We start from the raw sequence: 24,579 nt of genomic DNA on the forward strand, positions 1-24,579 counted from the left end.
AAGGGTCAGCAAACATCTGTAGTGGCGCGACATGCCTAAAATAATGCAAATTTATCAACAGGCTCAAACCTTTGGATTCGGTGCGTTACGCTGCGCTTTTCTGCTATGCCCTTCGGGCTATACAGCACCCTACTCAATGCTCTGTTTTAGCTGTGTCAGTCCAGCAGGAGCGTTTGATTTCAGCTTATTCCCGAAAGGCTGAAACTCTTGAACTCGGTGCGTCACGCTGCGCTGACGGCACTCTACTGGCGTAGCATATCTAAAATTTGATCTTTTGTAGGTTGGTGTTGAGCATAGCGAAACATAACATCGACAAGGTTTCTGTTGAGTCTTCCGTCGTTGGCCCAGCCTACATTTTTAGGCCGGTTATTCCACCACGTTACGCCCTCTTTTGGCTGTACCATGTCACTGCTTTATCAAGAGTGATTATGAGCAGGCTGTTCGGGTAAAACTGGTTGCTGAGATTCGCTAAAAAAATATGGCAGTGGGAATACTGAGATAACGCGGTTCGCTCTTACCTCATCGCCATGATAGTCAACACCACCTTCGATATTCCGACTCAGATTGCAAAAGGACTGGCCGATGGCAGTTTAGAAAGAATTGGCGGCGTGGTGCGGAATGCTAACACCAAACAGGTTGTGACCTGGCTGAGGGAAGTTCCTGGAAACTCAGCTCAAATTGTTCCAGGATTATCCCAGCTAACTGCGGTTGCCAGTATTCTCAATTTGGGCGTTTCAGTGGCAGGTTTCGCGCTAATTCTGCAGAAGCTTAACCAGCTTGAGGAAAGCTTGAAAGATACTCAGGCTGTCCTAGAAAAGATTGATCGCAAAATTGAGTTGGGCTTTTATGCCAAATTTAGAGCGGCTGTGGATTTAGCCAACAACGCGATGCTGCTGCCCGCGCCAGAAGATCGAAAAGCTAGCCTACACGCGGCTTTAGAGCGTTTCATCGAGTCGCAGTATATCTATACAGGCTTGGTTGATGACGAGTTAAAGCACCAAAGTCCTGCCGTTGATGAGTATTGGCAAACGCTGGCGATCGCCTATCTCTCTGAGGCCCGCTGTTACCTAGAACTCGAAGCTCCTGAACTGAGTCTAAACCGCCTGCAAAAGGGTGCTTCTGAGCTTCAGCCTCGACTGAAGCAGTATGTCGAGATTCTGCTAACCTCAAATCCTGCGGCCTATCTACATCCCAGTCTCAAAGAAGAAATTGACCTCTCTAGGTTGACTCAAATTTATCAATGGATGGATCCTACCCTGAGTGAAAATGCCGTATTCGATCGCCTGAGAGATGATTTCTATGGCTTACAAAGATACCGCAGAGTTGATTCAGGTCATAAATGGCTCAAATCTTTGCCCCCGGCAGTTATCCATCGCAAAGAGCTATCGGGCGGTGGTAACCAAAAAAAGGTGCAGGCAACAGAGCGGTTACCACAGCTTATGGACCTGATGGAATCACTGATTGAAACTCATCGGCGGTTTGCTGCTTATCAGATGGAACTCAAAGCGATCGCGCAGCTTGGCCTTAGTTTTCAGGAGTGGCAGGCGATCGCGCCGACAGAACCACAGCCCCAAGAGGCCACAGTGATGTATCTAATTCCTGCTGAGCCGATAGCCATTTAAGCAAGGTTTGCAGCTATGACCCGATTAGACAGGGAATGGCGTGAGCGGAGGGTTCAAATCGCGGGCGAGTGGGTGCCATATAGTCTGCTAGATACTGAGCATCACTGGCAATGCCAGAGAAGCGCCCTGAACCCCAAGTGTAGAGCCAGGGGAGGCCCAGAAAGTACAGTCCTTTTACCGTAGTCACACCGCGCCTATGGCTGGGATAGCCTCTGCCATCAAACACCGGTACCTCAATCCAACTAAAGTCAGTGCCGTAGCCAACTGACCAAATGACGCTGCCAATGTCAGCGGCGGCGTAATCTAGGGTCAAGTCGGTTTCCTCAGGCTGCCAAACCGGCTGATAGGGCGGCTCGGTGGGGGCGTCAATCTGATTTTGGGCAATGAATTTATCGATAGTTCGTTTAATGCTCTCAGCCACTGCATCTGCCTGATCGAGGTTTTGTTTCAGGTCGTTTTGAAACTGAAGCTGACGGCCTTGCACGTCTTTCAGCCTGCCGTGTAGCTGCATTCCTTCTAGGGCAAACTGGCGCAGATCGATTTCTCGGCCGCCGCCGCGACCTGTCAGATAATGATTGGTTTTGTGACGGGCCTGCTCTTTCTGGGGATGGCGATCGATGGGGATGTCGTAGTAGCCCATCTCTTCGAGCCAGTCCACCACGTCTCTACCGCGATAACGCCGGGGCGATCGCGGCGCACCTCCCACACAAAGATGCACCTGCTTCCCCGCCAAATGCAGATCCTCGGCAATCTGACAGCCCGATTGCCCAGTGCCAACTACCAGGACTGCCTTATCCGGCAGCGACTGGGGATTTTTATACTCAGAAGAATGAATCTGCACAATGTCTGCAGACAGCCGCTCGGCAACTCTAGGAATTTTGGGCGTGTGATAGCCGCCTACGGCCATCACGACCTGATCGGCGGTGAATTCACCAATAGAAGTGGTCACCTCAAAGCGACCCAGATTGTTTTGCCGCACCCGCGACACTTCCACTCCTTCTTTCACAGGCGGATTGAACAGGGCGGCATAGTCTTCGATGTATTGCACAATCTTGTCCCGCTGCATAAAGCCGTCTGGATCGTCACCGGAATAGGGGTAGCCCGGTAAACGGCACTGCCAGTTAGGCGTGACTAAGCAAAAGGTGTCCCAGCGCTTAGAGCGCCAAGAGTGAGCGATCTTGTGCTTTTCAAATATCAGATGATCGATGCCGCGCTCTTGCAGGCAGTAGCTCATCGATAGCCCCGCCTGTCCGCCCCCAACGATTAAAACGGAATAGTGCGTGGCCATAGACAAACTCCTGGAGCAAGGCTGATATTACCTGCACCATAAAAGCTGTCTAGCTGAAAGCTTGTATGTTCAGCTACAGATCAGTTGGATCTACGCTTAAAGATAGGGGGGCTAATCTATGGCAGCGTTTCAAGCCTGCATCGGTTGCTTGTCACCTATTGATTTGACTAGGGTGAACGAAAATCACTGAGTCAATACCTGGCCGTGATCGCCCACAACCTCCATAACTTTTACAGAACAAGCGCGATTGCCCGTTGCAAGACCTTAAATCATCCCTATTGCAGGTTCAGCTTCAGGCGGCAGCCTGATCGCTCAAACTGCATGACCTATCACTTTCGACAGGGGTAACTGGGAGCGATCGCCCTTTTTGCCCTTCAAAATCTACTGGCCCTATCCATTAAGGCAGACGTTGGCATTTTGTAATAGCGAATACGGGAAACACAAAATCAGGCGTTTAAGGTGGCTGAAAAGCGATTCTAACTAATCGCTCAGCGCAAATTCTAAGGGATTCACACTATGCCTGAAGTAACAACTCCTGCTCACAAAGCGGGTGACTTCTTTGTTGATTACGAAGAAAAAGTTTTTCCCGACGTGCAAGCAGAACCCGGTGAGAAAGCTTTAGTCACATTTCACACGGTTGCTTTTGAAGGCTCGATTGGCTTGGTGAACCTGCTGCAGGCGACTCGCCTGATTCGCAAAGGCTTTGAGACTTCGGTTTTGCTCTATGGTCCCGGCGTCACCCTGGGCGTGCAGCGCGGCTTTCCCAAGATTGGGGATGAGTCTTTTCCCGGTCATCAGGCCATGAACAATCAGCTCGTCAAGGTGATGGAAGAGGGGGGCAAGGTCTATGCCTGCCGCTTTGCCCTGCAAGCGCTTTACGGACATGGTGAACCTTCTCTAATTCCGGGAATTCGCCCCATCAATCCGCTAGATGTGCTGGATCTGGTGTTGCTGCACCGCAAGGAAGGTGCTTTCATCCTTGATACCTGGACAATGTAGCCCCTGCAGACTGGGCACGGGCTATGGCCCTTTGCCCCTCTGGCTAATATTCATCGGGTGGGTATGCTTTCAGCTTTAACCATCCTGCGTGAGCGATCGCCTACAATTTCCCAGCCATGACCCTAGACGACGCCAAAACTATTCGAGTTGCTGCCGCTCAGCTCAGCCCGGTGTTGCACAGTCGTGACGGCACTACAGAAAAAGTATTGGCGGCGATCGCGGCGGCGGCTGAGTCTGGGGTGAGGCTCATTGTCTTTCCAGAAACGTTTATTCCCTACTATCCCTACTTCTCCTTTGTGCAGCCGCCCGTCCTTATGGGTAAGGCCCACATGCAGCTCTATGAGCAGGCTGTAGAAGTGCCCAGCCCGGTGACGGATGCCATCAGCCGCGCTGCCCGTTCCTACGGCATGGTGGTGGTGGCAGGGATAAATGAACGCGACAAGGGTTCCCTCTACAACACCCAGCTTATCTTTGACGCCGACGGTGCGCTGCTGCTGAAGCGACGCAAAATTACGCCCACCTTTCACGAGCGTATGGTGTGGGGCCAGGGAGATGGCGCGGGTCTACAGGTGGTGGAAACCGCTGTGGGGCGGGTTGGAGCGCTGGCCTGCTGGGAGCACTACAATCCGCTAGCCCGCTATGCCTTGATGACTCAGCACGAGCAGATTCACTGCGGTCAGTTCCCCGGCTCGATGGTGGGGCAAGTCTTCAGCGACCAAATGGAAGTGACGATGCGGCATCACGCTTTGGAATCTGGCTGCTTTGTGGTGAATGCCACGGGCTGGCTCTCTGATGAGCAGAAGCAACAGATTGTCCCTGACGAGAAGCTGCAAAAAGTCCTCAGTGGCGGCTGCTACACGGCCATCATCAGCCCAGAAGGTGTCCCCCTCTGTGAGCCGATTACGGCAGGGGAAGGCTTGGCGATCGCTGATCTTGACTTTTCTCTGATTACCAAGCGCAAACGCATGATGGATTCTGTTGGTCACTACGCCCGGCCTGATCTGCTGCAGCTCAAACATACGTCTAGCCGGTGGTCTCCCCTGGCTGCTGACGCGACCTCATTCGACGCTGATCATGGCAGACCATCTTCCCTGCCTTTCTCATCGCCGCTCCCAGAACCTTTATCTCAAGCGGCTGAAAATAACGCCGAATGACCCTGCGGGAGGAGTTAGCTAGCAACTGCGCTTTGTCTCCCCATTTTTAGGGCAAAATCCTTCCCTGCCTACGACCCGTGCAAAACCCTCCCTTCCCCATCTATGAATAAACAACGCCTAATTACAGAATTGCAAACCCGTGGCCTTAAACTCATCGATGCCACTGTGGGGGCAGCGGGGCGGAAGGGTGGGGCGGGGCCATCTGACCACAAGGCGGTCACCATTGAGGGTACGACGGTGATGGTGCCAATCTATACCGGAACGGCTGCCGAGTCTCCCTACACCGCTCAAATTCAGCCGGATCGCTCGGTGCAGCTAGAACAGGCCAGCAGCGCGATCGCCCCCCTTGCTTTTCCCCAGCAGCCTCAGTTCTACAGCCTCAGCACTGCTGACGGCATTCCCTACTGGCAGATTGCCCTGCTCCACAGCCATGACGTGCTGGCGACGACGGTACTGCAAACCTGCAAGCGCTACCGCGATCCGGCCACTGCCTGCCAGTTCTGCGCCATTGAAAAGTCTTTAGAAGCGGGCCGCACTTTGGCCCGCAAAACGCCGGAGCAGCTTGCGGAAGTGGCAGAAGCAGCAGTGCGACTCGACGGCGTGAAGCATATGGTGATGACGACGGGAACGCCGCATACCCCCGATCGCGGCGCGGCCTATCTGACTGAGTGTGCTAAGGCCATTCGAGCGCGAGTGAATCTGCCAATTCAGGCCCAGTGTGAGCCGCCGGACGATTTCACCTGGTTTGAGCGGATGCAGGCGGCGGGCATTGACAGCTTGGGGATGCACCTGGAAGCCATAGACCCAGCGATCCGCGCCCGGATTATGCCCGGTAAGGCTGAGGTGCCCCTGAGCAAGTATTTTGCGGCCTTTGCCGCTGCTGTAGACGTGTTTGGCCGGGGGCAGGTGAGTACCTATCTGCTGGCCGGACTGGGAGACAGCTTAGAAGGACTGGTGGCAGCGTGCGATCGCCTGATTGCTCTCGGTGTCTATCCCTTTGTGGTGCCGTTTGTCCCCATTACCGATACGCCGTTGGCTAACCATCCTGCTCCTGACAGTGACTTTATGTTTGCTCTGTATCAGCAGGTGGGCGCACTGCTGCGGCAGGCAGGAATGTCAGTAGCCGAAATCAAAGCCGGATGCGCCAAGTGCGGCGCGTGTTCCGCCTTATCAACATTCGAGGAGGGTTTAGACCCGTAGGATGGGCAAAGCAAAGCGTGCCCATCAAGCATAGACATTTAGCAATGCGGAGGAAAAGCATTCAATGGCCCTGAGACGGTACAGCTTTGAACTAGCGCGATCGCACAGCCAGATCCGAGCCTACTTCAACCTACGGCAGACCATTTTCTGCGAAGAACAAGGTTTGTTCAGCGGGCACGACGCAGATGACATCGACGAGCACGCCTATCCGATTATCGCGGTTGAGCATGAGGTGATTGCCGGCCAGCAGGTAGTCGGCGTCGTTCGCATTTACGAAACCGGGCCGCGTCAGTGGTATGGCGGGCGGCTGGGAGTGCATCCCAATTATCGGCGCGTGGGGCGTATCGGCAAAGGGCTGATTCATAAAGCGGTCACAACCGCCAATGCCTGGGGCTGCGATCGCTTTTTAGCTACCGTCCAGTTGCAAAATGTGCGCTTCTTCCAACGGCTGCACTGGACTTCCTTAGAAGAAATTAGCCTCTGCAATCGCCCCCATCACCTGATGGAAGCTGACCTAAACTACTATCCCCCTAGCGGTGAAATGCGCCCGCTGCCACAGGCAGCAATGCTGCGATCGCGTCAGGTTTCCTGATGCTGGCGGCACTGACTATAGAACTGCGGCAGGCGCTCGGTATTCGCCAGAAACAAGATATTCAGGCGGTGGCACGGCGGCTGGCTGGGATCAACGCTGAGTCAGCTGTTTTGCTAGGAGACGACTGCGCCGCGATTCCAGACGGTCAGGGCTATCTGCTACTGGCGGCAGAGGGCATCTGGCCGAAACTGGTGGAGACAGATCCCTGGTTTGCCGGCTGGTGTTCGGTGCTGGTGAATGTCAGCGATATCTATGCGATGGGGGGACAACCGCTAGCTGTCGTAGATACCCTGTGGAGCCAGTCAGCCGCCGCCGCCGCGCCTCTGTGGGAGGGGATGGTGGCGGCCGCGCAGGCGTTTGCAGTGCCGATTGTGGGTGGACATACGAGCTGTCAAAGTCCCTATAACGCTCTGTCAGTGGCAATTTTAGGGCGATCGCAGGCGCTGATTACGAGCTTTGATGCTCAGCCAGGAGACAAGCTGCTGTTGGTGAGTAATTTTCGCGGTAAGGCGCACCCGGACTATCCCTTCTGGGACGCGGCGACTCAGGCCGATCCGACGGAGCTGCGATCGCACTTAAACCTGCTGCCCCAGCTGGCGGCAGCCGGTCTCTGCAACGCGGGCAAGGACATTAGCATGGGCGGACTCATCGGCACCCTGCTCATGCTCCTAGAGACTTCCGGCTGCGGCGCGGTGCTGGACTTAGACCGAGTCCCCTGTCCGCCGGAACTGACGCTAAAACGTTGGTTGCTGAGCTTTCCCAGCTACGGCTTTTTACTCAGCGTGCGGCCCAGCAGCGTTGAGCAGGTACAGGAATTTTTTCAGCCCCACCCTTTGATCTGTGCGGAGGTGGGGACGGTGACGGGCGATCGCATTTTGACCCTGACCCAAGCTGACGAAGCTGCCTGCTTTTGGGATCTGCGCTGGGAAACCCTCACCGGATTTGGAGTTGCTAGCGATGATTGAACGCCGCCGCATTGCGCTGCTGACCTATTCTACTAAGCCCAGGGGCAGCGTGGTGCACACCCTGGAACTGGCGAATGCAATTACCAAGCTGGGGCATGAGGTCTGTATCTATGCGCTCGATAAAGATGGCGGCGGCTTTGAGGAGGAACTGGCCTGCGAGTGCTGTCTAATTCTGGCTCGGCCTGCTCCTATCGCTATTGATCAGCTCATCCATCAGCGAATTCAGGAGTTTGTAGCGGCTCTGCAGCAAGGTAATCGCCGCTTCGATCTCTATCACGCCCAAGACTGCATCAGCGCCAATGCCCTAATCCAACTGCGGCAGAGACGGCCTCACTTTGGCCCGATTGTGCGTACGGTGCATCACATTGAAGACTTTCAAAGTCCGTATCTACAAAGCTGTCAGCACAAGTCAATTCAGCTGCCGGATCTGTGCCTGTGCGTCAGCGATCGCTGGCAGCAAGTGCTGCGGCAGGACTATGGGATTGACGCGCCCAAAGTGCTAAATGGCGTCAATCTTCAGCGCTTTTCGCCCCAGTTTAGCGGTCAGGAAGCGGCCATCCGTCAGCGCTATGGCCTGACCCAGCGACCTACTTTTCTCACCGTTGGCGGCATTGAACCGCGTAAAAATTCACTGCGTCTGCTGCGGGCCTTTGCCCAAGTGCGGCAGCAGGTACCCACAGCTCAGCTCGTAATTGCCGGTGGGGCTACCCTGTTTGACTATCAGTCTTATCGGCAGCAGTTTTTTCAGCTTGCCGAGCAGCTTGATATTGTCACGGGCGAATCGCTGATTCTGCCGGGCGTTATTCCCGCCACCGACCTGCCTGACCTCTACCGCAGCGCCGATGTGTTCGTCTTGCCCTCGACTAAGGAGGGCTGGGGACTGGTAGTGCTAGAGGCGATCGCCTCTGGTCTGCCCGTCATCACGGCCAATCAGGCTCCCTTCACCGAATTTCTCTCTCCCAGCCAAGCCTGCCTGGTGAATCCTCAAGCGACTGACGCTATTGCCAAGGCTATGCTGCGGTTGCTGCTGCCCCACGCTGCCCAGTTTCTCGTCCGCAACAGCCAGCGTATTGGGCCGCAGTATTCCTGGCAGCGATCGGCACAGCTTCATCTCGATGCCTATGCTAAAGTGCTGCCCGTTGCTCTATCTAAATAGCCCCAAAAATGCCCGAAATTCGCTTTCAAATTCAATGGCCCGACGGCGCTGAGGCGCTTTGCTATTCCCCTTCGCTGGTGGTGAAAGAATATTTTGAACCCGGCAAAACTTACGATTTAGCTGACTTTGTGGCCCGGTCACAGGCTGCTTTGCAAATTGCTAGCGATCGCGTTTTGGCTAAGTACGGCAGTCCCTGCAGCCTCGCACTGGGACAGCTCCGGCAGATTGAAGCGACTGCTAGCCAGTACCAGCAGCTCGCTGATCCGAAGGTGCGGGTGGTGCAGTTTCGCTAGGGGTTCGCCAGTCGCGCCCAAATTCTCGTAGGATCGGCTCATGACACTGCAGGAGCGGAGAGAAAATTCATGGGCCTGAAAGAGCAGATCACCGCAGATATCAAAGCGGCTATGAAGGCGAAGGATAAAATTCGCCTGGAAACGGTGCGCAGTATTAAAAAGGTAATTATTGAAAAAGAATCGACGGTGCGGGCACAGGGGCAAGACTCGCTCAATGAAACCCAGGAGCTAGAGATTCTAACCCAGTTGGCGAAGCAAAGACGCGACTCGATCGCGCAGTATCAGCAGGCTGGGCGAGAGGAGCTAGCGGAACAGGAAGCGCAGGAGCTAGCAATTTTAGAGGAATATCTGCCAAAGCAGCTCTCAGAGGCGGAAGTTGCGGCGGCGATTGACGCGGTGATTGCTGAGGTGGGGGCGAGTTCTCCTAAGGATATGGGCAAAGTGATGGGGCCAGCGATGCAAAAGCTGAAGGGCAAGGCGGATGGCAAGAAAGTGCAGGAACTGGTGAAGGCGAAGCTAGCGGATTAAACGGTGGCGGCCCGGCCTGTCAGGGCTTCCGCCGGAGGGGTCAAAATCTGGCAACTGTTTCCATCAGGGCTTTTGGCAAAATTTGTTGCGCTAGCCTGCGGGCCTCGCTGCTCACGGCACATAAAAGCAGCATGACCCAAACCGTTGCCAGTCCGCCGACCGCGATCTGCCGCAGTCGCCCTAGCTTGTTATTTCTAAATTTTGGCTGTTGCTTATGGTGAGAACCTAAGGTCATGATCTTTTCAGAGGGAAACTACTTTGAGCCGCGCGATCGCGCGGCTATGCCAGAGGCAAGGAAGACGACAGGAAGTTTAAATTTACTGTTTGGCAGTCTGTTTATCTACTCAATGCGTCTGAGGGAAGCAGTCTCAGGAAATATACGTAAGTTTTTGCCAAAGCTTTAGATAGATGAAGCAAAAGATCGGGGTTAGTCTCTAAACCCGATCGCGCCCTGAACTGCGGGCAATCTGCCAGCTCAGCAAAATCACTGGCAGCAGCCCCACCAGCAAAATCATCAGCGCCGGTGCGGCTGCTTCTACCAGCCGCTCATCTGCCGCATACTGATACACTCGCACCGCCAGCGTATCAAAGTTGAAAGGCCGCATCACAATCGTGGCAGGCAGCTCCTTCATCACGTCGACAAACACCAGCATCACCGCCGTCAGCAGACTGCTCCACAGCAGCGGTGCGTGTACTTCTGCCAGCGTCTCGGTTGGGTTATAGCCTAAGCTGCGAGCTGCATTGTCCAGATTGGGCCGAATCTTGGCTAGCCCGGACTCTACTGTGCCAAAGGAAACCGCCAGAAACCGCACCAGATAGGCAAACACTAGCGCTGTGATCGTGCCGCTCAAAAGGAGTCCCGGTGAGCTGCCGGTGGCTGCTTTAATCCAGCCTGCGATCGCATTGTCTAACTGCGTCACCGGAATCAAAATTCCCACCGCAATCACCGACCCCGGCACCGCATAGCCCATTGACGCCACCCGCACCCCGAAGCGCACCAGCCGGCTGCGATGTAGCCGCGCCCCATAGGCCAGCACCAGGGAGACAACGACCGCCACCGCCGCCGTCATCACCGCCAGCACAATGCTGTGATAGGCCAGCTCAATGAAAGTATCATCTAGAGTTTCTGCCGCATGGCGAACCGTCATGTTGAGCAGCAGCCCTCCCGGCAGCAGCAGCCCCAGCCCAATCGGCAGAAAACAGGCCAGAAAAGCCACAGGCGATCGCCAGCCCCGTAGCCTGCGAGCCGCCGCCTGCGGGTGACGCCCGCCGCTCTGGTAGTACCGTGCCTGCCGCCGCGACCAGCGCTCTAACAAAATCAGCGCCAAAATAAACAGCAGCAGCATCGCCGCCAGCTGCGCCGCCGCTACCCGCTCCCCCATGCCAAACCAGGTGCGGTAGATGCCCGTGGTGAACGTGCCGACGCCGAAGTACTGCACCGTCCCAAAATCGTTTAGCGTCTCCATCAGCGCCAGTGACAGTCCCGTTATGATCGCCGGACGGGCCAGGGGCAGCGCCACCGTAAAAAAGCTGCGCCACGGCCCACAGCCTAAAGAGCGGCTAGCCTCCAGTGTCACCGTAGACTGCTCTAGAAAAGCTACCCGCGTCAGCATATAGACATAGGGATACAGCGTCAGACTTAGCATGGCGATCGCGCCGCCCACCGAGCGCACATTGGGAAACCAGTAGTCTGTCGCGCTTTGCCAGCCAAATAGCGATCGCAGCGCCGTTTGGACCGGGCCGAAATACTCTAAAAAGTCCGTGTAGGTATAGGCCAGCAAATAGGCCGGAGCCGCCAGCGGCAGCAGCAGCGCCCACTCAAAGATACGCCGCCCCGGAAACCGGCAGACCGTCACCAGCCAAGCGGTGCCAATCCCCAGCGTCAGCACTCCCCCCGAAACGCCTATGAGTAACAAAAAGGAGTTGGTGACGTAGGTGGCTAAAACCGTAGAAGTCAAGTGCTGCCAAATGGCCCCGGTGCGGGCAAAGATGCTGCCCAAAACGACCAAAATCGGCAGCGCCACCAGACAGGCAATCAGCAAAACCGTCAGGCTCCAGCCGTTGAAGAGGTTAGGCCAGTCTCGAACCCATTTTGATAATTGCAAAGATGGTTGTTTCAGCAGAGGCATAGCAGATAATGGGGGCGTGGCTGTCTCTCTAGTTTCGCCACTTTCTGCCGCATCTGTACAGCAGTCTTCTCCCCGCTGCGGCCCAGAACTGCTTGACGGAGTCTGCCAGGTTTAACCAAAAGATTATGAAAAATCGAAGCGCTCTAGGAGACAATAGAGCGTCAAAGCGATCGCACTGGCCAAGATTGCGGCGGATGGAGCCTCGCAGTTCATTTGCAGCAGCGGCACGTAGCTAAAGATTCCAGCACTCGCAGCCAGTCCGGTCGGCGTGGCTAAAAATTCAAAAAATTCGAGAAAAAGCTCTATAAATTGCAGCAACTGTAGCAGTCTAGCAAGCAGTGTCATTGAAGGTGCCAGTCATAGAGGACGTTTATGCGCAAAGGGATACTTTTGTCAACAAGCTTGTTAAAACTGATTTCGGAACTTTGCCTCTAAATAGCGTGCCCAACTTAATAAATGAGATCGAGGAAGGTGGAATGGCTTTTCTGGCTAAGAGTCATCCAATGTTTGCATGACAAAATTAACCCGTCTATTGATTTGCTAATGTAGCGATCGCAACCTTGATACCCGTGTCATAGCACGTACGTTTTAGGCTTTGGCGGCGCTGCGGTAGCTCTCTCTGGGAAGCTGAGATCAGCAATGTCTGCATCTGTTACAGGTACAGGATCGGACTGCACCTCAGTAGAGTCTCGTCGCTGCTAAATTATTTGCAGGAAAAGGATGATGACCAGTGGCGATCGCGGCTCGTAGGCGATAAGGTGTGTAATGAGCTAATAGAGACTTGCTAGAACCAGCGCTGATGGATTCTGTTTTGCAGATTGGCGATCGCTCTTTTGCGGCCCACGAGCTTGTACCGCTGCTGTCTCAGTACCAGCTACTGCCGAACTTGGTACGAGAGGTGGTGATTGATCAAACCTTAGAGCCGATTGCGCTGAGCGAAGACGAAATGGCAGCGGCGCGGCAGGAATTTTGCGATCGCCAGCAGATTACCTCTGAAGAACAGCTCCAGGCTTGGCTGCAGCAGCGATCGCTGTCATCCCAGCAACTCGAAGCGATGATCACCCGCGAGCAAAAGCTGAGCAAGTTTAAGGCAGAAACCTGGGGTAGTCAGGTCGATTCCCATTTCTTGCAGCGCAAAACCCAGCTTGACCGGGTGCTGTATGCTCTGATTCGCACTGAAGATGCCGGACTGGCCCAGGAGCTATATTTTCGCATTCGTGATGATAATGAACCCTTCAGTGAGCTAGCGCTGAGGTATTCCCAAGGGCAGGAAGCGCAGACGGGAGGACTGGTCGGCCCGGTGGAGCTAAGCGTGCCGCACCCGACGCTGGGCCGGATGCTCTCCATTAGCCAGCCGGGGCAAATTTGGCCTCCCACTAAGATTGGCGAGTGGTTTGTGGTGGTGCGGTTGGAAAAGTTTTTGCCAGCCCAGCTCGATGACGCTATGCGACAGCGGTTGCTAAATGAGCTGTTTAGCGCCTGGTTGCAGCAGCAATTACAGCAGACGGCGGTGAATATGCCGGCGCCGGAGACAGGGATAGAACCTGATCTTGGTGAGAGCGAGGCGGTTAACCATAAGCAGCCGAATCTGCCGCAGGCAAACTAAGCAACCAGTCAACGGCGATCGCTCTCAGACCGGATACCATCTGGAGCTAGCAGTTTAGGCACTGCTCACCCCGCCCGTGCAATGGCAACCGGGGAGGGTTGGACGCCGCAGCGCCCAACCTCCTGGGATAGAGAGAATGCTAGCGATCGCCCAAATTCACCCGCTTGGTCAAGATCCGCATGATTTTGTCAGATTCGGGTAGGGGTAGCGGCGCTGACCATTCGTGAATGGCGGCGTAGTGGCGCTGGTACATCTGCAGGACGTGGTCGTTGACGACGAGCAGGGAGCCGATGGCGATGACCCGCAAAATTTCGGGGCGATCGTCGCTGGGCAGCTTGAAGGGGCTGAGCTGTAGAGCTGAGCGCGGGGAGTCTGTCATGGTGTTTTTTCCCGTTTTGTTGGTGTTTGATTAGGAGCGCTCAAACACCAACAAGCCACCCCGCTGCAACTGCATGGCAATGCGGGATGGCTACAGGGTAAAATCGCCGTAGCCTCCGTGCTGCCGGTAACAGCGTTGGGGGTTAGCTCTCTAGATAGTGTGGCTGCACATCTAGGGAGCGCTTGGGTTGTTCGAGCGCTTAATGGGTGAATATACCGGAAGTAGAGCCAAGAGGCAACCGTAGTGCACCTCGGTAATATTTCGTAGGATGGGCAAAGCGAAGCGTGCCCATCCGAAATGGAAACATTATGCCGATGGGCACGGATTATCATCCTTTGCCCATCCCACGCTCTTAAGCGCTTAAAGCTTCTACCAGATCGGCTTTTTTCATCTTTGAATAGCCTGAAATTTCTCGCTTTTTCGCCATCTTCTTTAGTTCAGTGGCAGTTAGAGTTCTGAGAATATTGGCATCTGAGATGACTTCAGGCATTGGCTCAGGCGTGAGATAAAAAACTGATTTCAAGGTATCTAACTTTTTACCTTTTGTAATACCGCAGCCAAGCTGAGTTGCCGGGGTAAAACTTTTCCAGTATCGGCGCGGTGCTTCGTCAATACGATTTGCCGCTTTAAGAACATCAACGCGGTTGAGAGGACTCGCTGGTTTGTTCTTCAAGTATTCTAAGGCAGACATAATCTCGTCTCTGGAAGCCTTAGAGAGATTTATCTTAGGAATAACTTCACCCGCTAAAACTTTGCTGATTTCAACAGTCTCTGGCTTATCGTCTGCAATGATACACCACACTCTCTCAAGTCCAGCTTCTTCAGCAATTGCATAGATAAGTGAATTGCTAATAACTTCGTATTGATCTTCTCCAGTCTCTTTGACAATAATAGGAACCCAATTATGTCCATCATTTTTTTGCAGCAAATTTGCAGATGCTTGAATTAAAAAATCAGGCTCATTTGTACCCTCGCCTGGTTCAATATCTTCTAGCCGCAGATGCATTAAATTTCCAATGTCAGTCAGACTATTCATCATTATAAAAAATACTCCTTTACTAAGGACTTATAGTATTCACGAGCAGTTTTGTCTTTGTATGCAGCAGGGATTCTAGCAAAAGCTGCATTAGCTATATGAGCATAGCTAGGCAACTCAAAAATTCGACGATTCTTTCTAGAGTTTGTGTAGTATGGATAGAAGTATGCTAGTAAATCTGTCCCATCTTCTCGTTTAATTCGTTTGAGAATTTCATCAATTTCCTGCTGTGCAGAAACTTCCTGTGCAGGAGTTATTTTTTCGCCATTAAAGAAGATCGGCAAAGCCACTGGTCCACCGTCTTCTCTAACAGATTTGATCTCAGGAATAAATTGCTTAATTGCTGTTGCCGCATTTTCTAAAGAGAACAAATTATTGTGTTTAGTTGGAAACAACACAACATCTGAAGCATATATGGCGCTTTGACTGAAGAAGCGCCAGTTTGGAGGCGAGTCAATTATTATATAGTCATATAAAGCTTTTAAGGGTTTTAAGATTTGACTAAGATTGCGAACTGAAATACTTTTGCGAATTGCTCCGTCTTCTGCATCAGCTAGCATTTTGTCGGCTGGAATAATATCAAAGGAAAACTGTTTTCCCGTAGATTTGCTTGTTATGATAAAAGGCTTAATAGCTTCAGCTTTAACCTTTTTATTAAGTAAAGTACTGTAAAGACTATCTTCACTTAAAGGGATACCTAACGAACTTGTTAAATCCTGTTGATTAGGATCAAAATCTATGATTAAAACCTTTTTTCCTAAAAGAGTAAGAGAAGCAGCTAGATTGACAACTGTGGTAGTCTTCCCAACGCCTCCTTTATTGTTATAGACTGCTACCGTTAAAGCGTTTTCTGGATTGTTGATCTTTTGTCTGATTAGGTTTGCAACGTCTTCAATATTTTCAGAATGCAGGCTTAGGCATTTTGTAGCTGGATGAATGACTTTGCCATGTCTTCTAAAAAGCTGAATATGAGACGAGTTAGTAATAATTCCCCACATGGCTGATTTGCAGTTGGCAGCTCGCAGGTATCTTTTTAATTGAGCAACAGTTTTGCGATAAGCAGAACTATCTTCACATAGGTTGATATCTCGACCTTTCAGCTCAATTAGCAAGCATGGACTGTGAGGATTATGCAGGAAAACATCCTCTCCATCTGTGTTTTTTCGAGCGGCATAGTCAACCGGGCCATTGCCTGTATCAAATTGTGGATATGTCGCTCCTTGTTCAAACCCTAAAGCATCCAAGAAATGTGAAACAAACATTTGCTCCACAACTGCTTCAGGGGCGTTTTCCGGAATCTTTGCAAATTCAGTTTTGAGGCTTCGAGAGACCATGACCATAATAATGGGGCGAAAGCCTGGAGAAATATCTAGTCAATTGTGCCCACATGGGTACACTCTCTATCTTCCTACTGCGGTTTATACGTCCGGAATTTCACATAATTCAAGAGAATGTTTATCAATGCTTTATTGATCTAACTTGCAGTTAAAATGAGCTGTCTATCCAATATTTGCACTTTTGAAAAAGCGAAGTGAACCTCTCGTAGCGTGGGCATTGCCCGCCCTACCAGATTCCGTAAAAATAATAGTTTCTATGCGACAGCCGCTCTGTCTTTATCTCTTCTGATTCACCCATCCCTGTCATAGAGCAGAGTTTGTAGGATGGGTAAAGCAAAGCGTGCCCATCAGCGCGTAAATATGCAGGTCGATGAGCACGGATTATCATCCTTTGCCCATCCTACGGTTTATACAACAGCAGCCCTGCTTTATCCCTTCTGATTCACCCATCCCTGCCATAGAGCAGAGTTCAACCCAGTTTTAGGTTTGTCAGACTAAGGAAGCAACTGTCCACACTGCCGCACCTAATCCCTTGTCTCAGTCCTTATCCTCCGCCCCCACCGTACCCACCACGCAGCCTGCCGCGATCGCCACTGCCTACCGTCATCGCCCCTGGCAGCCAGAGCAGGTCATCTTCACCCCTGCCGCCCTAGAAGAAGAATGGGGCCAGCAGATTTTGCAGCGCGTAGAAGCGCTGGGACTGCCCGTAAAGACCCAAAATCGTCTCACCGGACTGCGAGGCGAAACCGAGCGCGAAACCTACGGCATTGCTAAGCGCACCCTCGCCGTCGTCACTGCCCCCGCCAGCCAGCTCAAGCTCAGCCCCATTCCCCCCTCAGCAGACTGGCAGTTCCATATTGCTCAGGGCTGTCCGGCCCACTGCCAATACTGCTACCTGGCAGGCAGCCTGCAAGGCCCCCCCGTCATCAAGGTCTACGCCAACCTGCCCCAAATCCTAGACAACCTGCAGCACTACGAAGATCCTGAGAAAATCACCACTTATGAAGTAAGCTGCTACACCGATCCGCTGGGGATTGAGCACCTCACAGGCAGCCTCGCCGCCTGCATCCGCTACTTTGGCAACCGCGATCGCGCCCGCTTGCGCTGGGTTTCCAAATTTGACGCCGTCGATGACCTGGTCAACCTGCCCCACAACGGCCACACCCGCTGCCGCTTCAGTATCAACGCCGACGCGATCGCCCGGACTCTAGAAGGAGGGACGGCCACAGTTGAGCAGCGTCTGCAGGCTGTGTGCAAACTGGCATTGCCGACCGCTCAGGGGGGCGGCGGCTATCCGGTAGGGTTTGTGATCGCACCGATCATGCCGATTGAAAATTGGCGCGAGGCGTACACCGCCCTGTTGGACAAAGCCGCAACGGCCCTCAATTTCGACTGCGATCTCACCTTTGAACTGATTTCCCATCGCTTCACCCCCGGTTCTAAGGGTATTCTGCAGCAGTGGTATCCCAACAGCAGGCTCGATTTAGATGAAGCCAATCGCAGCGTCAAGCGCAATAAGTTTGGCGGGGTGAAGTATGTTTACGATAAGGACACGATGAAAGAGCTGCGCCAGTTCTTTGAAAGCGCGATCGCCCAGAAGTTTCCCCAAGCCCAAATTCTCTACTGGACGTAGTGGTGTGACATAGCTAAAATCGGAGCTTTTGTAGGTTGGCGTTGCGCATAGCGAAACCCAACAGCGGCAAGGCTGCTGCTAAGTTTTCCGTTATTGCCAAACCGACATGCAGCAAGGCGTGGCTATTTTGCTTTAGCTTTTTGGGGCTGCGGGCAGTGAATAGTGAGGGCAAATCCAGCTGTCAGCAGCGTTAGCACTCCCGTAATCCAAAAGGGAGCTTTGTAGCCCAAGGTCGTGACCAGTAGGCCAGCCACTGCCGGGCCGATGGCGTTAGACATACTTAAATAAGAGCTGTTAATCCCTAAAACTTCGCCCTGTTCGCGATCGCCGCTGCGCAGAGACAAAATGGAGTCAATAATGGGCATCGGGAAAGAGTTCACCGCCCCAAACAGCAGGGCAATCAGGCCGAAGGCAGCAATGCCGGGAAAGGTGGGAATTGCTAAAAACAATACGCCTCGAACGGCCAGAGATCCGGCCAGCAGCGTAATCAGGCCCAATCTCGTCTTCAGCGGATTGAGCGCAAACACCTGAGTGACAAAGCCTACTACCCCGATGGCGGCGAAGACAATCGCTAAGGCTTTGGCGTCCTGATTCAGCACGTTGAGAAAGAATGGCTGAAACGCAAAGGTGAAAATTGTAAACGTAAAGCCGCTAAAGAAAGTGAGGACAAAAATGCGGCCAAACTGAGGTCGCTGCAGAGAGCGAAGGACTTTAACGATGCCAAAGTCGCGCCACCGGAGCTGAAGCTTGCCAGCTTCTTTGTCTTTGAGAGTTTCGGGCAGGACAAACAGGCAAAGCAGCGTCGCGATCGCCGCGATCGCCCCTCCCACCAAAAAGCTCATGCCCAGCGAGGTCATGCCCGGCAGCGGTGGTACCGTCTGGGCCAGATAGCTTAGGGGCGGGCCCGCCACAAACCCTAGACGAAAAGTGGCCCCAAAAATACCGAAAGCTTTCGTCCGCCGCTCTGGGGTGGTGGTATCGCTGATGATGGCTCTGGCAATTGAGGTGTTGCCTCCGGTGAGGCCGTCTAAGATGCGAGCGGCAAATAGCAGCCAGGCTACGCCCGCAAAAGCGGCAACTAAACTGGCCGCAACGGTGCCCAGCAAACTCAAAATCAGCAGAGGCTTGCGACCCAAGCGATCGGAGAGACTGCCCAAAATTGGTGTGCCAATAAACTGGGCCGCAGCGTAAGCAGTTGTGAGCAGGCTTGCCTGAAAATCGCTGAGGCCAAACTGTTTGGCGTAGGGATAAATAATCGGAATAATGATGGTAAAGCTGACGGCGTTGATGAAGGCCACAAGGGCCACAACCCAAAACTGCAGGGGTAGCCCTAGAAAATCTCGTTTCAGCATTCCATCTGAGTGATTACGGCAGCGGACAAAGTTGACTGATAGCAGTTCTCAACAGCCTTTTGCCGTTTCTAGGCGTCAACTCAAATCCTTGCGTATTTTAAGTCTTTTCAAAACTTTACACTATCTGTCTCAAGCCCTGTCTTCAAACAGACTCGCTTCAAATCTAGGAGACTCAAGCTGATCAGACTGGGATAAGTGCGGGTGCTGCTGTCGGCCCGCAGACACGCCAGCGCCATACGATGCCTGCTGCTCCTGCATTTCTCGCGTCTTTAGCACAATCAGATATTCATAAAAAGCCTGCAGCGTACACCAGGCAAATCCCGCCTGACCGTCTAAAAAGCCGCGCAGACCAAAATACATGTAAAACCAGCGAATCAGCGGGCGAAAGGGAATACGCAGAGACAAGTCTTTCAAGGCCCGGCGGCGCTCAACCTCCGTCTGCCCAAACAACACCAAAGACCAATCTACTCGCCCGCTTTCAATCTGCTTCAGAGTTTCCTTCGCTTCGTCAGTGGAGTAGCGGTTATGCTTTTCGATCCAGCGGCTGAGTCCTTTGCCGCTGGTGTAGTGAGGATAGGTTTCTTGCAAAAAGCCGGTGCTGCCCTGGCAGACTTCGCGCTCGGTATGGCCGTAGTCGGTGAACCAGACCTGCCCTTTCTGCAATAAACGAAGCTGATAGCGCGGATACTGGGTGCTGTGGCGAATCCAGCGGCCCATAAACATCACCCGCTCGGCCACATAGTAGCCGATATGTTCTCCAGACCGCGCCGCCGCTAAACATTCCTCAAACAGGGCCGGCGTCATCCGCTCATCTGCTTCTAAAAGATACGCCCATTCGTAGCGGGTGGGCACCTGCTCTAGCATCCAGGTGCGCTGCTGGCCGTGGCTCTCAAAGGCGTGCTGAACAACCCGCACTGGGTACTGAGAGGCAATTTCAACGGTGCGATCGCGGCTGAAAGAGTCTACAACGATGATGTCATCTGACAGCAAAGCGGATTCAATGCAGGCGGCAATATCAACTTCTTCGTTGTAAGTCAGAATATAAATCGAAATCATAACCCATTCATGCTTTGGTAAAGCGCCTATTGAGTTAGCTTAGAGCAGCTAAATGTCTGTCAGTGAAAGCCGAAGTCTGCCGAGGTTTACCCTTAAAAATCGCTGACGCCATTATCGGGTGACCGCGTTTCAAAAGAATCTGTGATTCTACGGCAGCCAAAAATAGTACGCGGCCGTCTCTTAAAAGTTGCCGTTAAGCCCATTATTTTATTAAGCCCCAGCAGCTCCTTTTGATAAACTGGCTGGCTCAGTCAGCTTGAAACTTAATCTGTTGCGCTGGGTAAATGAATAGGACATGAAATTTAGGGCGAACTGTTGCGGCTATGCCTGCGCTAAGCAGGCAGCGATCGCCGTGAGCAAGCGCTGGTTATCGTCATCCGTCCGCACGGCAATGCGAAAATAGCGATCGCCCAGTTCCTTAAAGCTCAGGCAGTCCCGGATTAGAATATGCGCTTGTTGCAAAAGCTGTAGCTGCAGCTCTGTGACCGAGCGATCGCAGGCTACCAGCAGAAAATTCGCTTGTCCGGCCAAAGGACTGAGCTGAGAATGCTGGGCAAGACTATGCTGTAGCTGCGATCGCGCTGGCGCTAGCCACTGCCAGGTCTGGTTTTGAAATGGGGTATCGTCTAGAACCGCTAGCGTGGCGGCGGCGGCGAGCACGTTGACGGGCCAAGGATCGCGCCACTGCTGCCAGCGCTGGAGTCGCTCTGGCTGAGCAATTGCATAGCCAATGCGCAGTCCGGGCAGGCTGTAAAACTTAGTCAGCGATCGCAAGATGACCAGATTTGCAGAGTCAGCGACCAGCGCAATCAGGCTTTGCTGCTGCAGCGGCGGCAAAAAATCCATGAAGGCCTCGTCTACGATCACCAGCCCGAAGCGATTCAAATAAGGGCGCAAAGCTGTTCGGGGAAATAGCCAGCCTGTCGGATTGTGGGGATTGTTGAGTAGCAGAGCGCAGCGTTCCGGCGGTGGGCCTAGCTGCAAGGCGGTGCTGAGAGCAGTTTCAAGGGCGATCGCTGGCGGCTGATCCAGGGCCAGCGGACATTCTATGCAGGGCACTGAGGCCGCTTGTAGCGATCGCTGATAGTCGCTAAAGGCAGGCGTCGGCAAATAGACGGCCTCTAAACTAGAACAGTCACGAATGGCCCAGGTCAGCAGTTCGGCGGCTCCGTTGCCGGGTAAAACCTGGTCAGCAGAAATGGCGTGAAGCTGAGCTAGACGCGATCGCAGGGCTAAATAATTTGGATCGGGGTAGTGTCGTAGATCTGCCAGGTGGGCCATAATCGCCGCGATCGCCGACTGGGGTGGCCCCCAAGGATTGATGCTGGCTGAAAAATCTAAAAGCTGGTCGGGGGAACAGCCGGCCAGCGAAGCTGCCCAGGCTAAGTTTCCCCCGTGAACAGGTCGAGTCTTAAAGTCGATTGACAACGTTGTTTGATTTAGTCGGGAGCAACTTTTTCTTTGAAAAGTTTTCCGGCAGAGAAAGCGGGAACTACCGTCGCGGGAATCACCATTGTGTCACCCGTTTTAGGGTTACGGCCTTCACGCTCTTTGCGCTCACGCGGCTCGAAAGAGCCAAAGCCAACTAGCGTAACTTTTTCCCCGTCGGAAACGGCTTCCATAATGGATTCGATGGTGGCAGTGATGACGGCATCAGCTTGCTTCTTGGTTACAGAAGCTTTTTCTGCCACTTTATCAACGAGTTCACCTTTGTTCATATGATTTTGCTCCTCATGGAGTATGTGGGTTCTAAATAGGCTTTCTCCGTAGGGAAGCGATGGAATTTGGATCTTAGTTTGAGGATCCTCAATCGCGATCGCTGAAACCCCTGAAAATCGGAGAATTTCACTGCCCTATTCTAGAAGGTACTTAGCCAATATGGATCGATGAAAGCTTGAATTTATATGGATTTCGGGGTTTTTTAAGAAGAAATCCCCTTTCTGCTTACAAAACGCAACATTACGCAAGAAAAAAGGCCGAAAATGACGTTTTTTCAGTCACCTCAGCCTTTCTGTAGAAGAGTGATCTATGTAACTCAAATGCCAGACTCAATACTGAGTTAAGGCGCTTCCACCTGAGAACGCTCTATCAGGTCCTGGACTTCCTCACTCGGCGTATAGCTGTAGCCATAGACTGACTGATCCGAATCATCCAAAATTTGCGGCGTCACTAAGACGACCACCTCTGCCCGCGTGTTGTTACGCGATGTGCTCCTAAACAAAGCTCCAATAATAGGAATATCGCCCAATATCGGCACTTTATTGACATTCGTGGTGTCCTGATCCTGAATAATTCCGGCTAGGACGAGCGTTTGACCATCTCGCAAACGAACAGCGCCGGAACTCAGCTCGCGGCGATTGAGCAGGGTAATGGTGACAGTGCCTTGGCCTGTGGGTACGTTGACCGTTCGCCCAGAGGGAGCCGTGACCGACGGGGATACGTTCAAAGTGACAAATCCGTTATCGTCAATCCGGTCTACCTGTAAGGCCAGAATCAAGCCAGCTTCTTCTAGCTCAACGCTGACGTTTGTTGTCGGTGGGTCGGTATTGGTCGTTTCAATATCTACGTTGGTCACGACATCCGCCGTTAAGTTGACGCTGGCTGTTTGTCCCTCTTGCACAATCAGGGTCGGATCGGTGAGGATTTTAGCGTTGCCGTTCGTAATTTGCGCTCTGAGCTGCGTAAAGAAGCGCAGCGGCAGGTTGAGTACGCCTCCCCCGGCTGGGTTAATGATTGAACCTGGAGAAAAGAGATCGCCAGAAGGAATCGAGTTGGGTGTTCTATTGCCAAAGTTGATGAGCGCGGCGCCGCTGTTACCCACAACGCTGGTGTCATCCACGCCAAAGGAGAAGCTAGTGCCAAACTCATCAATCGCCAGCAGATTGATATCGACGATCTTGACGTTGATGGCAGCTTGGCGGCGGCGCAGATCTAGCTGCACCAAAAAGCGGGACGCCAGTTCCACCAGTCTCGGTTCACCAATTAGCGTGACCGAGTTGAGGCGGCTATCAGCGATCGCCTGTAGCCCCTGTAGTACGGGCGCGGCTTCCGTCGGCGTATAGGTCAGTTCTTGAATTGTGGTTTGAGTTCGGGTGGTGGCTCTAGAGATGGGCGGCGCGCCTTCAACCCCCTGATCGATCTGAAAGATTTCAGTTTCTTCGGTGGTGATGGTCTGAGTGGTTTCCGCCCCCATCGTGGCTAAGAAGCCCGCAGCAGCATCGGCAGATACTTGATTCATCCGGTAGGTGCGGCTGACAATGTCCCGCGCTCCCGTCGGCAGATCAGGCCCGGCAAAGATAGTCCGACCGACCCGGTTGGCATCTAGGCCGCTGAGACGCAGGACGTAGTTGAAGACATTCTGCACCGGCTCATCTTCAATGTCTAAAGAAATGCGCGGCCCGTCTCCTTCCGCCGTAAATGCTAGGTTGAGTCCAGCCGCCCGGGCTAAAAGGGAAAGGACGTCCCGCGTCGGCGCATTGCGCAACACGAGGCGCGGTACCCGCTCAGCCGTCCCTAAATCAACTGAAGGAGGCGTCGCATCGATAGTCGAAACGGCAATGTCGCCGACAGGTGGGGCTACGGCCCTAGGCAAGAAAGGCGGCGCCACCTGAATTACAGGCCCTGGCACTACAACGCCATCAATCGTCACTTCCGGATTAGGGACTAGTACGTCAGGGCGCTGTTCGCTTTGAATGGGCGTTTCTTCAACGTCAACGTCAACTTCAGGCTCAACCTCGACTTCAACGTCTTCTTCGATTTCTTCCTCAAGCTGAGCGACTGGCCCCGGTACCGTTTCAATTTCAGTAGGAATAATGACGGGCTGCTGAGCCGCCGCACCTGGATCTGTGGCTAGGCTGATGACTAGGCGATCGCCGGGGGCCTGTCGGACTTCACCCACCGGAGCTGTATCTGTTCCAGTAACGGTGATCCGAACGCTATTGGTATCGAGGGGGGTAATATCGACTGAAGCAACGCCCGGCGCCGGATTGTCTTGGAAGAAGCGAGTGCTTTCAGGCAGTCGTAGCTGCGTGTTCACCAAATCAGCCCGGAACTCATTGCCCTGGTTGATGGTAAAGATGCGCGGCTCGTTGCCCGCTTCTGTTTCCATTACCAAAGCCACACCGTCAGCCGTTGAGCTGATCTCAACATTGGTAATGAGGGTAGCGGCCGCCTGAGCGGGCTGAGCGGCGATCGCAACGACGGCGCTGCTACTAAATAATAAGCTGGCAAGTCCAAGGTGGCGTTTCACAGTTC

23 protein-coding genes are annotated in these 24,579 nt (G+C 53.3%); 11 read left to right on the forward strand and 12 right to left on the reverse strand.

Annotated features, from left to right (window positions below):
- Positions 1–527: 527 nt before the first annotated feature.
- Positions 528–1,622 (forward strand): hypothetical protein, encoded by a 1,095-nt coding sequence (locus QJQ48_RS22750; RefSeq protein WP_346293541.1) that lies wholly within the window; start codon positions 528–530, stop codon positions 1,620–1,622.
- A gap of 13 nt (positions 1,623–1,635) precedes the next feature.
- Here the strand turns inward: QJQ48_RS22750 and QJQ48_RS22755 are convergent, their stop codons facing one another.
- Entirely contained in the window at positions 1,636–2,910 is a 1,275-nt protein-coding gene (locus QJQ48_RS22755; protein ID WP_346293542.1) for an MSMEG_0569 family flavin-dependent oxidoreductase, read from the reverse strand.
- Positions 2,911–3,426: 516 nt separating this feature from the next.
- Between QJQ48_RS22755 and QJQ48_RS22760 the strand changes: the two genes are divergently transcribed.
- From QJQ48_RS22760 to QJQ48_RS22795, 8 genes are all read left to right on the forward strand, one after another.
- On the forward strand, positions 3,427–3,909 hold the full coding sequence (locus QJQ48_RS22760; protein WP_346293543.1) for an MSMEG_0572/Sll0783 family nitrogen starvation response protein: 483 nt from the start codon (positions 3,427–3,429) through the stop codon (positions 3,907–3,909).
- Between the two features lie 116 nt (positions 3,910–4,025).
- On the forward strand, positions 4,026–5,063 hold the full coding sequence (locus QJQ48_RS22765) for a Nit6803 family nitrilase (RefSeq protein ID WP_346293544.1): 1,038 nt from the start codon (positions 4,026–4,028) through the stop codon (positions 5,061–5,063).
- A 102-nt stretch (positions 5,064–5,165) separates the two neighbouring features.
- Complete coding sequence (locus tag QJQ48_RS22770) at positions 5,166–6,263, forward strand: MSMEG_0568 family radical SAM protein (RefSeq protein ID WP_346293545.1); 1,098 nt, start codon at positions 5,166–5,168, stop codon at positions 6,261–6,263.
- A gap of 64 nt (positions 6,264–6,327) precedes the next feature.
- Entirely contained in the window at positions 6,328–6,855 is a 528-nt protein-coding gene (locus tag QJQ48_RS22775) for an MSMEG_0567/Sll0786 family nitrogen starvation N-acetyltransferase (protein ID WP_346293546.1), read from the forward strand.
- Complete coding sequence (locus QJQ48_RS22780) at positions 6,855–7,820, forward strand: sll0787 family AIR synthase-like protein (RefSeq protein ID WP_346293547.1); 966 nt, start codon at positions 6,855–6,857, stop codon at positions 7,818–7,820. The genes QJQ48_RS22775 and QJQ48_RS22780 overlap by 1 nt, the downstream gene beginning before the upstream one ends.
- The gene (locus QJQ48_RS22785; protein ID WP_346293548.1) at positions 7,813–8,976 is read left to right on the forward strand and encodes an MSMEG_0565 family glycosyltransferase; all 1,164 of its coding nucleotides are present in this window, start codon (positions 7,813–7,815) and stop codon (positions 8,974–8,976) included. Before QJQ48_RS22780 ends, QJQ48_RS22785 begins: the two co-directional genes overlap by 8 nt.
- An 8-nt stretch (positions 8,977–8,984) precedes the next feature.
- Positions 8,985–9,269, forward strand: a complete 285-nt coding sequence (locus QJQ48_RS22790; RefSeq protein ID WP_346293549.1) for an MSMEG_0570 family nitrogen starvation response protein — start codon at positions 8,985–8,987, stop codon at positions 9,267–9,269.
- 69 nt (positions 9,270–9,338) lie between these two features.
- Complete coding sequence (locus tag QJQ48_RS22795) at positions 9,339–9,797, forward strand: GatB/YqeY domain-containing protein (RefSeq protein WP_346293550.1); 459 nt, start codon at positions 9,339–9,341, stop codon at positions 9,795–9,797.
- 40 nt (positions 9,798–9,837) lie between these two features.
- On the opposite strand, the gene QJQ48_RS22800 is transcribed toward QJQ48_RS22795, so the two are convergent.
- From QJQ48_RS22800 to QJQ48_RS22810, 3 genes are all read right to left on the reverse strand, one after another.
- A complete protein-coding gene (locus tag QJQ48_RS22800) occupies positions 9,838–10,032 on the reverse strand; it encodes a hypothetical protein (RefSeq protein WP_346293551.1) in 195 nt (64 codons plus the stop codon).
- A 199-nt stretch (positions 10,033–10,231) separates the two neighbouring features.
- Positions 10,232–11,926, reverse strand: coding sequence for an ABC transporter permease (locus QJQ48_RS22805; protein WP_346293552.1), 1,695 nt, complete (start codon positions 11,924–11,926; stop codon positions 10,232–10,234).
- 123 nt (positions 11,927–12,049) lie between these two features.
- Positions 12,050–12,271 carry a hypothetical protein gene (locus QJQ48_RS22810; protein ID WP_346293553.1) on the reverse strand — a complete coding sequence of 74 codons (222 nt, stop codon included), beginning with the start codon at positions 12,269–12,271 and terminating at the stop codon, positions 12,050–12,052.
- A 454-nt stretch (positions 12,272–12,725) separates the two neighbouring features.
- Here QJQ48_RS22810 and QJQ48_RS22815 point away from each other — a divergent pair, with 454 nt between their 5' ends.
- Positions 12,726–13,532: a peptidylprolyl isomerase gene (locus QJQ48_RS22815; RefSeq protein WP_346293554.1), complete on the forward strand. Its 807-nt coding sequence runs from the start codon at positions 12,726–12,728 to the stop codon at positions 13,530–13,532.
- A gap of 139 nt (positions 13,533–13,671) precedes the next feature.
- On the opposite strand, the gene QJQ48_RS22820 is transcribed toward QJQ48_RS22815, so the two are convergent.
- The 3 genes from QJQ48_RS22820 to QJQ48_RS22830 all read right to left on the reverse strand — a co-directional run bounded on the left by QJQ48_RS22820 (position 13,672) and on the right by QJQ48_RS22830 (position 16,287).
- Positions 13,672–13,911, reverse strand: a complete 240-nt coding sequence (locus tag QJQ48_RS22820) for a hypothetical protein (RefSeq protein WP_346293555.1) — start codon at positions 13,909–13,911, stop codon at positions 13,672–13,674.
- Between the two features lie 352 nt (positions 13,912–14,263).
- The gene (locus QJQ48_RS22825) at positions 14,264–14,947 is read right to left on the reverse strand and encodes a Rho termination factor N-terminal domain-containing protein (RefSeq protein ID WP_346293556.1); all 684 of its coding nucleotides are present in this window, start codon (positions 14,945–14,947) and stop codon (positions 14,264–14,266) included.
- A 2-nt stretch (positions 14,948–14,949) separates the two neighbouring features.
- Complete coding sequence (locus QJQ48_RS22830) at positions 14,950–16,287, reverse strand: AAA family ATPase (RefSeq protein WP_346293557.1); 1,338 nt, start codon at positions 16,285–16,287, stop codon at positions 14,950–14,952.
- A gap of 583 nt (positions 16,288–16,870) precedes the next feature.
- On the opposite strand from QJQ48_RS22830, the gene QJQ48_RS22835 reads away from it, so the two are divergent.
- Positions 16,871–17,917, forward strand: coding sequence for a spore photoproduct lyase family protein (locus QJQ48_RS22835; protein ID WP_346293568.1), 1,047 nt, complete (start codon positions 16,871–16,873; stop codon positions 17,915–17,917).
- Positions 17,918–18,039: 122 nt separating this feature from the next.
- Here the strand turns inward: QJQ48_RS22835 and QJQ48_RS22840 are convergent, their stop codons facing one another.
- The 5 genes from QJQ48_RS22840 to QJQ48_RS22860 form a co-directional block, all read right to left on the reverse strand.
- Positions 18,040–19,269 carry an MFS transporter gene (locus tag QJQ48_RS22840; RefSeq protein WP_346293558.1) on the reverse strand — a complete coding sequence of 410 codons (1,230 nt, stop codon included), beginning with the start codon at positions 19,267–19,269 and terminating at the stop codon, positions 18,040–18,042.
- A gap of 129 nt (positions 19,270–19,398) precedes the next feature.
- The gene (locus QJQ48_RS22845; protein ID WP_346293559.1) at positions 19,399–20,325 is read right to left on the reverse strand and encodes a glycosyltransferase family 2 protein; all 927 of its coding nucleotides are present in this window, start codon (positions 20,323–20,325) and stop codon (positions 19,399–19,401) included.
- 321 nt (positions 20,326–20,646) lie between these two features.
- A complete protein-coding gene (gene cobD / locus QJQ48_RS22850) occupies positions 20,647–21,753 on the reverse strand; it encodes a threonine-phosphate decarboxylase CobD (protein WP_428843080.1) in 1,107 nt (368 codons plus the stop codon).
- A gap of 11 nt (positions 21,754–21,764) precedes the next feature.
- Positions 21,765–22,043 (reverse strand): HU family DNA-binding protein, encoded by a 279-nt coding sequence (locus tag QJQ48_RS22855; protein ID WP_346293560.1) that lies wholly within the window; start codon positions 22,041–22,043, stop codon positions 21,765–21,767.
- A gap of 341 nt (positions 22,044–22,384) precedes the next feature.
- The gene (locus QJQ48_RS22860; protein WP_346293561.1) at positions 22,385–24,574 is read right to left on the reverse strand and encodes an AMIN domain-containing protein; all 2,190 of its coding nucleotides are present in this window, start codon (positions 24,572–24,574) and stop codon (positions 22,385–22,387) included.
- Positions 24,575–24,579 lie beyond the last annotated feature (5 nt).

The organism is Sphaerothrix gracilis Ecp01 (assembly GCF_030405905.1).
Lineage (GTDB): Bacteria > Cyanobacteriota > Cyanobacteriia > Phormidesmidales > Phormidesmidaceae > Sphaerothrix > Sphaerothrix gracilis.